At 61.4% G+C, this 12,964-nt stretch carries 11 protein-coding genes and 1 rRNA gene; 7 read left to right on the forward strand and 5 right to left on the reverse strand.

Annotated features, from left to right (window positions below):
* Positions 1 to 93 (forward strand): 5S ribosomal RNA (gene rrf / locus ACFT1A_RS17855); the annotation flags it as partial.
* Between the two features lie 342 nt (positions 94 to 435).
* Here rrf and ACFT1A_RS17860 read toward each other — a convergent pair.
* Positions 436 to 1,827 carry a PLP-dependent aminotransferase family protein gene (locus tag ACFT1A_RS17860; RefSeq protein WP_378448048.1) on the reverse strand — a complete coding sequence of 464 codons (1,392 nt, stop codon included), beginning with the start codon at positions 1,825 to 1,827 and terminating at the stop codon, positions 436 to 438.
* Between the two features lie 49 nt (positions 1,828 to 1,876).
* On the opposite strand from ACFT1A_RS17860, the gene ACFT1A_RS17865 reads away from it, so the two are divergent.
* From ACFT1A_RS17865 to ACFT1A_RS17880, 4 genes are all read left to right on the forward strand, one after another.
* The gene (locus tag ACFT1A_RS17865) at positions 1,877 to 2,335 is read left to right on the forward strand and encodes a carboxymuconolactone decarboxylase family protein (RefSeq protein ID WP_283307527.1); all 459 of its coding nucleotides are present in this window, start codon (positions 1,877 to 1,879) and stop codon (positions 2,333 to 2,335) included.
* 623 nt (positions 2,336 to 2,958) lie between these two features.
* Positions 2,959 to 4,407 (forward strand): hypothetical protein, encoded by a 1,449-nt coding sequence (locus ACFT1A_RS17870; RefSeq protein ID WP_378448049.1) that lies wholly within the window; start codon positions 2,959 to 2,961, stop codon positions 4,405 to 4,407.
* Between the two features lie 129 nt (positions 4,408 to 4,536).
* Positions 4,537 to 5,226 carry a class F sortase gene (locus ACFT1A_RS17875; RefSeq protein ID WP_378448050.1) on the forward strand — a complete coding sequence of 230 codons (690 nt, stop codon included), beginning with the start codon at positions 4,537 to 4,539 and terminating at the stop codon, positions 5,224 to 5,226.
* A gap of 78 nt (positions 5,227 to 5,304) precedes the next feature.
* Positions 5,305 to 6,102: an SDR family NAD(P)-dependent oxidoreductase gene (locus tag ACFT1A_RS17880; protein WP_378448051.1), complete on the forward strand. Its 798-nt coding sequence runs from the start codon at positions 5,305 to 5,307 to the stop codon at positions 6,100 to 6,102.
* Positions 6,103 to 6,116: 14 nt separating this feature from the next.
* Here ACFT1A_RS17880 and ACFT1A_RS17885 read toward each other — a convergent pair whose 3' ends face one another.
* On the reverse strand, positions 6,117 to 7,238 hold the full coding sequence (locus ACFT1A_RS17885; RefSeq protein ID WP_378448052.1) for a GGDEF domain-containing protein: 1,122 nt from the start codon (positions 7,236 to 7,238) through the stop codon (positions 6,117 to 6,119).
* A gap of 175 nt (positions 7,239 to 7,413) precedes the next feature.
* Between ACFT1A_RS17885 and ACFT1A_RS17890 the strand changes: the two genes are divergently transcribed.
* Entirely contained in the window at positions 7,414 to 8,058 is a 645-nt protein-coding gene (locus ACFT1A_RS17890; protein ID WP_378448053.1) for a GntR family transcriptional regulator, read from the forward strand.
* Positions 8,058 to 9,332, forward strand: a complete 1,275-nt coding sequence (locus ACFT1A_RS17895; RefSeq protein WP_378448054.1) for an MFS transporter — start codon at positions 8,058 to 8,060, stop codon at positions 9,330 to 9,332. Before ACFT1A_RS17890 ends, ACFT1A_RS17895 begins: the two co-directional genes overlap by 1 nt.
* Positions 9,333 to 9,379: 47 nt before the next feature.
* On the opposite strand, the gene ACFT1A_RS17900 is transcribed toward ACFT1A_RS17895, so the two are convergent.
* The 3 genes from ACFT1A_RS17900 to ACFT1A_RS17910 form a co-directional block, all read right to left on the reverse strand.
* Positions 9,380 to 10,945, reverse strand: a complete 1,566-nt coding sequence (locus ACFT1A_RS17900; protein ID WP_378448055.1) for an SPFH domain-containing protein — start codon at positions 10,943 to 10,945, stop codon at positions 9,380 to 9,382.
* An 11-nt stretch (positions 10,946 to 10,956) separates the two neighbouring features.
* A complete protein-coding gene (locus tag ACFT1A_RS17905) occupies positions 10,957 to 11,472 on the reverse strand; it encodes a hypothetical protein (protein ID WP_378448056.1) in 516 nt (171 codons plus the stop codon).
* Positions 11,473 to 11,652: 180 nt separating this feature from the next.
* Entirely contained in the window at positions 11,653 to 12,954 is a 1,302-nt protein-coding gene (locus ACFT1A_RS17910) for a M1 family metallopeptidase (RefSeq protein WP_378448263.1), read from the reverse strand.
* Positions 12,955 to 12,964: the final 10 nt, after the last annotated feature.

Raw genomic sequence — 12,964 nt, forward strand, 5'->3', positions numbered from 1 at the left:
ACGCCCGGTCCCATTCCGAACCCGGAAGCTAAGCCCTTCAGCGCCGATGGTACTGCACTCGACAGGGTGTGGGAGAGTAGGACACCGCCGAACACAATTTAACGACAAGCCCCCCAACCATTCGTGGTTGGGGGGCTTTCTCGTACCCAAAACACCCCCACCAACCACCACCCCAAACCCGCCCCCGTCTTCGAGCGAACGGCACTTCCGTCGCCTCCAGCGAGATGAACGTACCGTTCACCCGTACACGGCACCCCGGCCGCCGGCCGGCTCACCACCCCCCCCGGATCGAGCGAACGGCACTTTCGTCGCTTCTAACGAGATGAACGGTACGTTCGCTGGGGCAGGGCAGGGCAGGGCAGGGAAGGGCAGGGCACAAAGGCCGGCAGAGTGGGGCAGGGAGAACCGACAAACCCCGGCAAAACTCGTGGGCTCCTAGCGCAGCGCCGCATGTAGTACCTCGCAGAGCACATCCAGCGTCCTCGGATACTGGGATTGCGTCGGCGTGCTGTAGCCGACGACGATGCCGTCACCGCCGACTGACGATACGTCGGGGTGCCGGAAGGTGGAGAGCCCTTCGAGGCCGAGATCGTGTGTCTGAGCAGCAGCAAGCACGGCTTGTTCGCTGCCGGAAGGCAGTCGGATCACAGCGTGAAGTCCCGCGGAGATCCCCTCGATCCGGACCTGGGGCACTTGCTGAGCGAGCGTCGCAACCAGTTGATCGCGTCGTCGTCGGTAAGTGGCGCGCATCTTCCGAATATGGCTGTCGAATCTTCCGGACTCGATGAAGTCTGCCAAGGTCAATTGATCCGTTGAACTGACCCAGCGTTCGTAGGGTCCCTTTGTTGCGAGGACGGGCTCGATCAACCTGTCCGGCAACACCATCCATCCAATTCGAATCGCCGGCGACAGTGTCTTGCTGACAGTGCCCAGATAAGCAACCTGCTGCGGCGCGATGCCTTGGAGTGCTCCGACAGGCTTTCTGTCATAACGGAATTCGCCGTCGTAGTCGTCCTCGATGATGACGCCACCCGTGCTCGAGGCCCATTCGACAGCGGTTGCACGCCTGGCAGGCGTCAGTGGTCCACCGAGAGGGAACTGATGCGTCGGAGTGAGAAGCGCGCTACGGGTTGATGTTGACGCCAATTCTTCTGTGCAAGTTCCGGATTCATCTACCGAGATGGGAACTGTCCGTAATCCTTCGTCGACAAGTAGCTGCCGGTGAAGGTGAAGGCAGAAAGAATCGACTGCGATCGCTCCGCCGAGTGCACGGGCGAGGAGGGAGATCCCGTGGCCCGAGCTGGCACTGATCACTATGCGGTTCGGGTCGACGCGAACTCCTCTGGCTCGGCTCAGATAGGTAGTGAGGGCGTTTCGGAGTTCGACTCGGCCTCTGGGGTCCGCGGCGGCGAATGCGTCGTTCGGTGCGGCAGTTAACGCCCGCCTGGCGGAGGAAATCCATGCAGCGCGGGGAAACGCCGACGCGTCCGGCGATCCGGGGAGAAGGCTGTAGGTGAAGCGCGGTCTTGTCGGCGACGGATCGGTCCCGCGAATGTGTGCGTCGGCGAGCGAAGCGACTACGGTCCCCGAACCCTGCCGTGTGACGAGCCATCCAGCTGCAGCAAGCTCGGCATAGCAGTCCGCAACGGTGTTTCGTGCGACGCCGAGGTCGAGTGCCAGGGTGCGGGAGGGTGGAAGCCTGGTGCCAGGTTTCAACAGCCCACTGTCGATCGCGTCGCGAAGCGTCTGTAGCAACGCGGCTCGAACCCCAATTCCGTGCGGTAGTTCGACATGCAGATCGAACCCAAGATTGGCCCATGAATTCATCACCGGATTGAACCATGTTTCGGGGTCTTTTCGGGCTTACGGTTTAGGTATGACTACAACAACAGGCCAACGAATCGACATTGCGAAGCTGGCGCCCGAGGTCTACAAGGCGATGATTGCGTTGGATGCCGCTGCGCGTCAGGGGTTGGAGCCGACGCTTGTCGAATTGGTCCTCACCCGCGCGTCGCAGCTGAATCACTGCGCATGGTGCTTGGACATGCACACACGTGATGCTCGAAAGGTCGGTGTGACGGAGCAGAAGCTCTATTTACTGAACGCGTGGGAAGAAGCGCGAGGGATGTACTCCGATCGCGAACGCGCCGCTCTTGCCTTGACCGAGGCCGTCACAGTCCTTACCGACGGTTTCGTTCCGGACGAGGTGTACAGCGAGGCGGCCGGCGAATTCTCGGACGAGGAACTGGCCCAGCTCATCAGCGTCATCTTGACGATCAATGCGTGGAATCGCATCGCGGTGACCACGAGGAAGGCGCCTCCGGTCCGAAGCTGACCCCGAGTCGCACCCTCTGCGTTCGATCCGGGGGCCTTTGTCTCAGCCGAAGATTTAGGTAATCAACGCAAAGGCGACCAAAGGATTGATTACGAGTGTGAACAAAACCAACCGAATCTTTGAATGTGATGTAAATCACATTACGAAGGGTTGGATGAGCATGCCGAGTGCGGACAGGTTGTCCGAATTCCGACAAAGCAGTCTCGGTTGAAATCTCCAATGAAGGGGCCCGCCACGCGGGCCCCTTCATTTTGCGCGCGGACCGAAAGCGTCCCTTCCTGTGGGTTTCCTCGGAATCCATGAGTTATCTACTGGCTAGCGGTCGAGAAATGCCGGGATCGTCGGGGTTGAGTGAGCCATTTTTGGGTTGATCGTGACGGTTGTGCGGTTGGACAAGGTCTCAGTCACTGACTTGGCTAACTCGTCGCCCGTGGGGCCTCGCTGCGCTCCAAGGCCGAATGAGCGTGTGTACTTTCTTGAAACATGCACTACATTGCCTTCTAGTAACTGGCTGGTTGCCATAAGTAACTGGTCGATCCTCTCGGAAGTGAGTGCTGGATAGCGTGGTCTTGGGAATCCAGGCAACCTCCCCGCTACCGAAATGTCTTGAAAGGGAAGCTTTGATGACTGTGTCTGGTTCACGGCGGAGGCCGCTTGCTCTCCGACTCTCGCTAACTGCAGCTATTGCCGTGACGGTAGCCGGCAGTAGCGTTGCTTTTGCTTCGCCTGCTGTCTCTGCACCGCTTCCGGTGCGAGCCGCGGCCGCTCCGGCATTCACTGCCGGGTTGTGCGAAGGCACCGAATACGCACCCTCGGAGCAGATGCTCGATATCTCAGGCGTTCGACTCGATCACTACAACGACGGCAACATCGTGCCTATGTACGGCACCACCGATCGGGGTACCTCGGCCGCAGTGGACGCGCCGGTCTGCGGTGTCCGTGACGTCGACGGAATTGCGAAGTCGGAATGGATGTACTGCACGGACTTCGATCTCGATCCATGCGCCGGCGTCGACGAAAACGGTTTGCCGGTCGACAAGCACAACGACGAGATGGGGGCGACGGTGCCGTCTTCGGGTAATCCCGATCTGTCGGCCGACGATCTCGCTGTCATCAGTTGGTTGCTGCAGAATCCTGCCAAGCTCGACGGCAGCGTCTCGGGCAACGGCAGTGAAGATGCGCGTTCGTCACGCCAGACATTGGTGTGGTGTGTCTCGGATTACGACAACCCGCTGATGGCCGACTTCAAGAGCCTGTGCGACAGGAATCTCGGTGCCGACGAGCGCGCTCGCATCGTCGAGATCATGAACGTCACGCAAACACTCGACCTGGCTCGCAAGACGCCGGCGACGGGCTCTCTGAAATCCGGAGAGACTGCCGTCTTCACCCTGAATACGAATATGTACCGGAAGCCGATCAGTGTTCAGTCCTCGGCGGGAACCGAACTCACTGTCTGCGGCGAGAACAGCAAGGCGACGTTGAGTGGAAATCAATTGACGGTTGACGGTCGCGGAGATGCGCCGACTGCCGTTGATCTTTGCCTCACCGCTGCGAACAGCGGGGACTACTCCGTGACCGCAAGCGTCATTCCGGATTCGGTCGAGAACCTGCATTGGAACACGGCAGGGGCGGAATGCCAGATCTTCGCGTCGTTCGACACCGTTCGGCCCGCTTCGATGAATGCGTCCGCCAGCGTCGGGTACGACGCACAGCCCACGACAACACCGGCAACAACAACACCGGCAACAACGACACCCTCGACGACGACGCCTGCAACTCCCGTCGTTCCGATCGTGCCCATCGTGCCGATTGTTCCGATCGTGCCCATCGTTCCGATTGTGCCGGTCGTACCCGTAGTTCCCGGTGTTCCTGCTCCTTCTCAGCCGGTCGCCACGCCTTCGACTCCGGCACCGTCGACTCCGAAGCCGGCTACCGGACCTCGCCCGGTTGCCATCGACGGTGGTGCGGCTGAACAGAATTCAGGCCGTAACGTCGCCGTCGCAGTGACAGGCCTCGGCCTGGTCGGAATGGCTGCTGCCGGAGCAGTTGCTCTCCGCCGCAAGCGTTCCTGACGCCAGGCACACGTAGTAGACGTCGGCACCGATCACAGGCTCTGTGATCGGTGCCGACACTGATCAGACGCAGGGGGCGTCAATTCGCAAGAGGTGCCGGGGGTGCCTCATCCCGCAGGAGACAGTTCGATGACAATGTACGAGTCGGATCCCAATCCATACGACGATCCCAACCACAACCAGCCCGCGAGTCCCGCTAAGGGGCGTCGTGTCGCGTTCATCCTGGCCGTCATCGCGGTGCTTGTCGCTGGTGCTTCCATGGCCTTCGTCGGCCTACGATCCTCCGATGACAATGCTGCGATTCCGCCGAGTCCGGGAGTTGTCATGTCGCACTCCGCGAATCCGGCAGCGCCGGCGGATGCGTTGATGACTCCCAACACCCTTTCGCTCGATCCGGTGGGTGTTCAGGCGCCGATTGTGGACGCCACAGTCCCTGACGGCGTCCTCACTCCGCCGGAGAACGTCAAGAACGTCGGAATCTGGCTCGACGGTGCCGCCCTCGACTCGGTCACCGGCACGACTTTGATTGCCGGACACGTCAATTTGACCGGCCAGGGTAACGGCGCGCTGTTCGACCTGGGCACGATCGAACCGGGCGAAGTGATCCGTACATCCGACGCGACCGGCAAGAGCACGTCGTGGAAGGTGACTGCCGTCAAAACGCGTCCGAAGGCCGACGGCGTGGAGGAAAGCGTGTTGGCCGGCCCGGAGGGCGCCCGCAAGTTGGCAGTTGTCACCTGCGGCGGTGAACTCCAATTCGAGGGCGGTGTGGGGAACTACGCCGACAACGTCTACCTGTACGCGGACCTGATGGTCTGACCGACTGGAAATTGCGTCGACGGTCCCCGGTCTCTCATCGTAGAGATCGGGGACTGTCTGTTGGATAGTGTCGCAGGCATGGATCTTCACCTTTCTGGGAAACGCGCCATTGTCGCCGGCGGGAGCAAGGGGATCGGCCTGGCCATTGCCAGAGGTCTCGCAGCTGAAGGGGTTGATGTCGCGATACTCGCGCGCACGGAACCGACTGTCGTGGACGTTGCCCGAGATTTGGCTTCGGAGTTCGGAGTTCGAGCTGTCGGCATCGCGACCGACACGCGTGACGACGACGCAGTCCAGGTGTCGGTGCGGCGGGTGGTCGAGGAGTTCGGCGGCGTCGACATTCTGGTCAACTCGGCCGCGACGCCGTTCAGCGCGGGTCGATCGTTCGATTTGGAGGCGACCTCCGATGATGTCGTTCGTGGTGAGATCGACGTCAAAGTGCTGGGGTACCTGCGCACTGCGCGCGCAGTAGCGCCATATCTGATCGATCAGGGCTGGGGCCGGATCATCAACATCAGCGGTTTGGGGGCCAGACAGGCCACCTCGATCGCCCATACGATCCGCAATGTCAGTGTGTCGGCGCTGACCAAGAATCTCGCGGACGAGCTGGGCCCCAAGGGAATCAACGTCACCGTCGTCCATCCGGGGGTTACGCGAACCGAAAGGTTGACCGCACGGATCGCGCGCGAGTCGGAAGAATCCGGCCGGTCGCCGGCGCAGGTGGAAGAGGGTATCGCGACGAACTCGATTCGCCGGATCATCGACGCCGAAGAAGTAGCGGACGTCGTGACTTTCCTGGCATCGCCGCGGAGCATCGCAATCACCGGCGACGCAGTGGCTGTCGGTGGGGGAGTGCCGGGGCCGGTCTTCTACTGATACCTCGCGTGCGGCTACCTGGTCGCGGTGGTGACGATCGTGTGAACGCGTCCGCCGCCGAGTCTCTTGCTTTCGTACATCGCCGAATCAGCGACTTTCTGCATGTACGTGAATACCCTCGCACGGTCTTCGCCGGCGGCGAATTTGTGGGTACGTACGGCGATTCCGATGCTTGACGTCGACTGGATCTCGTCGGCATTCGAGTGCATTGCCGGCCCGATCGAGTCGAGCATCGGGCCGATTGCCGGGACCGGAAGTCGTTGTACGAGGACGAATTCGTCGCCACCGACTCGCGCGACGACAGCATTTGCGTGTGCCCAAGACGACAAGCGCTGTGCCACTCGAAGAATGACGCGATCGCCGACGTCGTGACCGTGGACGTCGTTGATCGTCTTGAACCGGTCGATGTCGATCGCGATCACGAGTAGTGCCGCAGATTCTTGACGCTGGAACCCCTCGAGTACCTTCTCGACGTGGCGGTCGAGGCCACGACGGTTCAAGAGGCCGGTGAGAGGATCGAGGTCGGAACTGGAAGCATCCACGCTGAGCATCGTCAGCACGATCTGCGAGATGAATGCGCAGACCACCAACGCGGTGATGACAACCAGTACTTTCGAAACACCAAGGGCTGGGTCTCGATTCGGCCCGAACAGAATTGGCTGCGCGGCCACCGCGATCACAAGGAGCGAAAAAGCTAAGTGTGCGATCTGCAACTTCGGGTTGTGGAAGTAGGCGATGTAAATGCCGATCAGGGCAAAAATGACGCAGGTGAGCAATCGCGCCAGCTGGGAGGAATCTCCAACGACGGAGATCGTGACAGCGATGTCGCAGAAGACCACGAAACCGAACGAGCGACGCTTTGTGGGGCCGAAGACCCACCATGAGACTCCGACTATGAAGCACGCGATCACGACGACAGTGTTGAAGAACAGCGCTATCGTGCTTGTCGGACCGGCAGGGCTGAACCTGTTGAGTAGCGCGCACACTCCCAGCCCGATGACAATGATGCCAAGTAGTAGCCGGGTGGCAGTAGTGAGGCCGTTATCGCGAAGATAGCGAGTGAAACGGTCGTATTGATCGGGAAGAACCAACCACTCGCGGGTCAGCGTCCTCATGGACTTCATCTGCGACGTCATGGGTGCTTCAGTGCGCGATGGCGGGGGTGTGCACCGCTCATCGTGAACCGACTCCTCTTCTGTCCCGCACCTTGCAATGCTAACTGGATCGATGCCGCATCGGACTGAGATGTTCGGATCGGTGACCCGAAAGACTGGGTTGCGCCAGCATGGCGTATAAATACATCTTGTGTCTATGTTGTATTCCGCATCCGAAACCGTCTTCCGCGAAGTCAAGGAACTGATCCTTTCCGGCGAACTCGCCGGAGGGGAGTTGATCAGTGAGGGTGACATCGCCTCACGCACCAGCGTGAGCCGAACGCCGGTGCGTGAGGCGTTTCTGCGTCTTGAGGCGGAGGGCTGGATGCGCCTCTATCCGAAGAAGGGGGCGTTGATCGTCCCGGTCGCGGACGGGGAAGCGGAACACGTGGTCAGCGCCAGGCAACTCGTCGAGACTCAGAGCGTTCGAGTGGTGTCGGTCCGGCCGCACGCGCGCGAAGCACTCGTCGCAGCTTTGCGTGCAAATCTGATCGAGCAACGTGAGGTTGCTCAGCGTGGGGATGTGGCCGCATTCAGTGCAATCGACGCCGACTTTCACAAGATGATCGTCGCGGCGGGTGGGAATCCACTGCTCGACTCGTTCTACTCGAGCCTGCGCGACCGGCAACGTCGGATGACAGCACGCTCGATCTCGCGCGACCCCGGCCAACTACCTCGCATACTGGCGGACCACACCGCGCTGACCGATCTCGTCGAATCTGGCGATGCTGACGGATACAACACCGCCGTCCTCACACACATGCGCCAGGTGCACGGCCTCGGCTTCGAAGGAACTCTGTGATGAGCACCCAAACGATGGGCGCAGGGACCGCGGTCGATCGTCGTCCAGGCAGTGAACGCGCCAACGGGGGGAACTGGCTGTGGCTGACCGTCGCTGCCAGTATGTTCGCCGCGGCCTGGGGCGGTAACGAATTCACTCCGCTGCTGGTGATGTACCGACTCGACCACGGCTATTCGCCCGTGATGGTCGACTTCTTCCTCTTCGCCTACGTGGTCGGGATCGTGCCGGCCCTTCTGCTCGGCGGACCGCTGTCCGATCGATTGGGCCGACGCCCGATCATGCTTCCGGCGCCGATCATCGCGATCGCCGGTTCGACACTGCTCGCTTTCGGTGCCGACTCCGCCGCTGTCCTGATCGTGGGAAGAATCCTCTGCGGCATCGCCTTGGGGATCGGCATGGCCGTCGGCGGTTCGTGGGTAAAGGAGTTGTCCACGCAGCCTTGGGATTCGGCGGCGTCGGAAGGTGCGGGAGCCCGGCGAGCAGCGATGAGTCTGACCGCCGGCTTCGCCTTGGGGGCAGGTGCTGCGGGAATCTTGGCGCAGTGGGCGCCCATGCCGAGCGCGTTGGCGTACGTGCTGCACATCGTGATCACCGTAATTGCGGGCGTGGCGCTGTGGCGTGCGCCTGAAACCCGACCGGCACAGGAGAAATCCGATCGACGCAGGTTGATCGACGACCTCAAGATCCCTTCGGCGGGCCATCGCAGATTCCTCTACGTCGTTGTTCCCCTGGCTCCGTGGGTGTTCGGTGCTGCCAGTGTCGCGTATGCAGTCATTCCGTCGCTGATGACCGGGCACAGTGGCGATGCGCCCGTGGCCTTTTCGGCTTTGCTGTGCATGGTTGCGCTGACATGCGGGTTCGCGATTCAGTCGTTGGGGCGCAAGATCGATACCGACCGTAGTGCGCGTGGCGCTGTGGTGGCGCTGGTGTTTCTGGTGGTCGGTATGGCGGCCGCCGCTCTGGTTGCGTCGTCGCTGACCGTGGCGGTCGCGATCGTCGCTGCAGCGATTCTCGGCTGTGGGTACGGCATGGCATTGGTGTCCGGATTGCTGGAGATCCAGCGAATCGCGGGGCCGGACGATCTGGCAGGGCTGACGGCAGTGTTCTACTCGATCACCTACATCGGGTTTGCCGTGCCGGCGCTGCTGGCAATGCTCTCGGAAAGCATTCCGGCGCTGAGTTATACGGTGACTCTTCTGTTCGGATCAGTTGCCGCAGCTGCTTGCCTGGTGCTGATCCTTTTCAAGTCGCGTTCACATCTTCCGACTGCATGACGCCGCCGGGTCCGCCGACTCCCGCGAGAGTCGGCGGAGCGGGTGAATCATGCATCTACAGTTGCGGACCCGTTCTCGGAACTGTGAACCGAACTGTGTACTGAAGGCGCCGGTGCCGCCTTGTTCAGGCCGTTGAGCAAGCCGGTGATATCGATGCCTGAGCTCTCGAGAGTTTCGATGACGCCGGCAATCACCTGGGGACTGATGCCCAGTATCGAACCGATCGAGCCCTGCGCCCCGTCGCTGCCTCCGACGATCGAGATGCGATCGATGTCGCCCACCGGCTTCGCTGCCGCTGCGGTGGCGTCCACCAGTGCCGCCAGAACGTCTGGCAGAGTGAGCAACTGTGCCGCCTGCGGGGTGTAGGAATTGAGCGCCTCGGCGATCTGACGCTTACCGGCAGCCTCCGCTTCGAGCTTGGCGCGCAAACCATCTGCCTCGGCTTGCTGCTCGGCGCGAACGGCGTCGGCCGCTACCTTGCGTCCGTCAGCTTCGGCTTCCAGACGTGCTCGCAGGCCGTCGGCGTCAGCCTGCTGCTCAGCGCGAACTGCGTCGGCGACGAGCTTTCGTGCGTCGGCCTGAGCGCCACCGGCCTGCCTTGCTGACTCGGCCTGTGCCTGCGCCCGGAGGATCGCGGCCTGCCGCTCACCCTCGGCGCGTGCGATGGAGGCTTGGCGTTCGGCCTCGGCCGGTGCAATGACATCGGCCTGCAACGCCGCTTCCGATTGCTGGGCGCGACGACGCTCGACCTCTGTGCGCGCCTCGACGCGGGCCGCCTCGGCCTGCTCACGTGCGATGCCGACGGCCTTCTCGGCCGTTGCCTGCGCGAGAGGGCCGGCCTGGTCGGCTTCGGCGTTCTCGGCTTCGGTCTGAGCTCGCAGGCGAGCGAGTTCGACGTCGCGCTTCTGATTCGCACTGGCGATCGCGGTGTCGGCTTCTGCCTGTGCGACGGATCCTGCCTGGCGTGCTTTTGCCGACTGGATCTGCGAATCACGCTCTGCTTCAGCAGTTCCGATCGCAGCATCGCGCTTGACCTCGGCGATACGGCGCTGACCCAGCGATTCGAGATAACCGTTGAAGTCGGAGATTCCCGCGATCTTGATGACATCGACTTCCATGCCGATGCGGGCGAGGTCGCCGCCTGCCTCCTCGACCACACTGCGGGCGAGGGAGTCGCGGTTGGAGTTCAAGTCCTCGACGGTCATGGTTGCGGTGATTCCGCGCAGACTGCCCGCGAGGATTTCGTTGATCTGCTGCTGCAGCTCGTCGAGATCGGAGGTCAGGAAGCGTTGCACCGCTGTCTGAACCGCTTCGTCGGCGGAACCGATCCGCACCAGTCCGACTGCCTCGACATTGACCGGAACGCCGTCGTTGGAGAGTGCGTTCTTGAGGTTGATGCTGACGTTGAACGGCTCGAGAGACATGATGTCGACACGTTCGATGCCGGGAATCTTGAATCGGGCACCGCCGCGTACCACTTTCGGCTTGCCTCGACCGGTGAAGACTGCGACTTCGTTCGGTGGGACCTTGACGTAGTTCTTCACGTAGATCGCGGGTAGAACGATGAAGATGATTACCGCGACTACAACTGCAATGATGATGATTGCCAGCATGTATCGAGTCCTTAGATCGCGTCGTCAACCGTGACGACGTGAAGGTATTGATCGTCCACATCGGCGATGTAGACGGTGGTGCCGGTGGTGAGTGCCATCGGCTGTGAACTGATTGCCTTCGCCTGCACGCGATTGCCTTCGGCATCGACGAACGAGATTTCTCCCCAACCCTCGGCGGCGATCGTGAGGGTGACCGTACCCAGCAATCCAGGGTATGAATCTCGTCCGATGTGCGAATTATCTTGTTGCTTAAGGAGATAAGGGAGGAGAAGGCCTCGTGTGACGACAACGAGAACCGCCGCGAGTGCGACTGCCGCAATCACCGATACCAGCGTCGGAGCGTCCGCAAGAGTGGCAGCTACGCCGCCGGCGCCGAAGCCGAAAAGTGCTGTGGCCAAAGTTGTCAGGCTCAGAAATGGCAGCCCGTCTGCGTGGCCGCCGCCCAGATCCGCAACCTCGCCGACGGCAAAGGCTCCGATCAGAGCGACAACTCCGATCACGAAACATATTGTGAATACAACGAACATCGATCCCCCGATCTACCTGTCGAGGAAGCGCGCCCTGAAATTTGTGTTGTCGGGGTCGTCCCTCGGCCCACCTCTATAGTAAAGGTAAGACAAAGCTAATCGGCGCATTCGGAATGTTTCGGCGTGGTGACACTGCTGTGTGGGGGTACGGCTGTGTGGTGGTGGGGCAGTAGGAAAGCGTCAGAGATGAGGCAACGAGCGTTGATTGAGCCATGCATCCCAGAGAGGGCGCAGCGGAGTGTCGGTGAAACGTGAAGCGAGATCGGTGAATTGCTCGGTGCTGACCGTGCTGTGCCGATGCTTCGTGGTCCACTGACGGATCAGTTCGAAGAACTTCTCGTCTCCGAGGACGCCGCGCAGGGCGTGCAGAGTCAACGCACCCCGCTTGTAGATTCGATCGTCGAACATGTGGGCAGGCCCAGGATTGCCGATGATCAAGAACTGAGGTTTGCGCCGGAGTCCCTGGTAGGCGTTGGCGGCCAGTTGATCGGAGGACGGGCCGCCGGAATTCTCGGACCAGATCCACTCCGCATAACAGGCAAAGCCTTCGTGCAGCCAGATGTCGCACCATTGTCCGAGAGTGAGGCTGTTGCCGAACCACTGGTGGGCAAGCTCGTGCGCGACAAGACGTTCGGAACCGCGCCTGCCCGTGCAGTGGTTGGCTCCGAAGATCGAGAGACCCTGCGCTTCGATGGGGATTTCGAGTTCGTCGTCGGTGACCACAGCCGTGTAGTCGGCAAAAGGGTACGGCCCGAACAGTTTTCCGAAGACTTCCAACATCTGCGGCTGACGACCGAAATCGATGTCGAACGCTGCGCGCAGCCGCGGGGGGTGAACGGCGAAGACCGGCACCGGACCGGCGCTCACCTGCCGGTGCTCGTACTGGCCGATCTGAATGGTGGCCAGATAGGTTGCCATCGGTTCGGTCTGCTCGTAGACCCACGTGGTCTGACTCGCGCGGGTCTGCTTGCGGATCAGCTTGCCGTTGGCGAGGGCGTAGAACGGTGAATCGGTGGTGATCGAAATGCGGTACGACGCTTTGGAAATCGGATGGTCGTCGCAGGGGAACCAGGATGCAGCGCCGTTGGGCTGACTTGCGACCAGTATTCCTTCGTCGAGTTCCTCCCAGCCGACCTCGCCCCACAGGCTCTTGATCGGCTCGGGATTGCCGTTGTACGCGATGGTGACCGACAGCGCACCGCCAGCGGGAATCTTGGTGGACGGTGTGACGACCAGCTTGTTGTTCTGGTGCGCGTACTTGGTGCCGCGCGCACCGTTCACGGACACCTTGGACACCTGCAAGTTCTGCGCGAGGTCGAAGCTGAACTTGGATCGGCTCTCGGTGGTGACTGCGGTGATGACGGCTTTGCCCGCGAGACGGTTACTGAAGACCTTGTACGTCAGTTCCAGTTCGTACCGAGACACGCGGTAACCGCGGTTGCCGTTGTGCGGCAGGTACGGATCGAGCGGCTCCTCGAGCATGCGGTTCGGC

It is taken from the genome of Rhodococcus sp. NPDC057135 (assembly GCF_042670865.1).
Taxonomy (GTDB): Bacteria; Actinomycetota; Actinomycetes; order Mycobacteriales; family Mycobacteriaceae; genus Rhodococcus_F.

What these genes read in the sequence shown, in the direction of transcription:
- ACFT1A_RS17905 (WP_378448056.1), bottom strand. Translation starts at nt 11,472, where the DNA reads ATGTTCGTTGTATTCACAATATGTTTCGTGATCGGAGTTGTCGCTCTG.
- ACFT1A_RS17910 (WP_378448263.1), bottom strand. Translation starts at nt 12,954, where the DNA reads ATGCTCGAGGAGCCGCTCGATCCGTACCTGCCGCACAACGGCAACCGC.
- ACFT1A_RS17895 (WP_378448054.1), top strand. Translation starts at nt 8,058, where the DNA reads ATGAGCACCCAAACGATGGGCGCAGGGACCGCGGTCGATCGTCGTCCA.
- ACFT1A_RS17865 (WP_283307527.1), top strand. Translation starts at nt 1,877, where the DNA reads ATGACTACAACAACAGGCCAACGAATCGACATTGCGAAGCTGGCGCCC.
- ACFT1A_RS17860 (WP_378448048.1), bottom strand. Translation starts at nt 1,827, where the DNA reads ATGAATTCATGGGCCAATCTTGGGTTCGATCTGCATGTCGAACTACCG.
- ACFT1A_RS17900 (WP_378448055.1), bottom strand. Translation starts at nt 10,945, where the DNA reads ATGCTGGCAATCATCATCATTGCAGTTGTAGTCGCGGTAATCATCTTC.
- ACFT1A_RS17880 (WP_378448051.1), top strand. Translation starts at nt 5,305, where the DNA reads ATGGATCTTCACCTTTCTGGGAAACGCGCCATTGTCGCCGGCGGGAGC.
- ACFT1A_RS17870 (WP_378448049.1), top strand. Translation starts at nt 2,959, where the DNA reads ATGACTGTGTCTGGTTCACGGCGGAGGCCGCTTGCTCTCCGACTCTCG.
- ACFT1A_RS17890 (WP_378448053.1), top strand. Translation starts at nt 7,414, where the DNA reads ATGTTGTATTCCGCATCCGAAACCGTCTTCCGCGAAGTCAAGGAACTG.
- ACFT1A_RS17885 (WP_378448052.1), bottom strand. Translation starts at nt 7,238, where the DNA reads ATGACGTCGCAGATGAAGTCCATGAGGACGCTGACCCGCGAGTGGTTG.
- ACFT1A_RS17875 (WP_378448050.1), top strand. Translation starts at nt 4,537, where the DNA reads ATGACAATGTACGAGTCGGATCCCAATCCATACGACGATCCCAACCAC.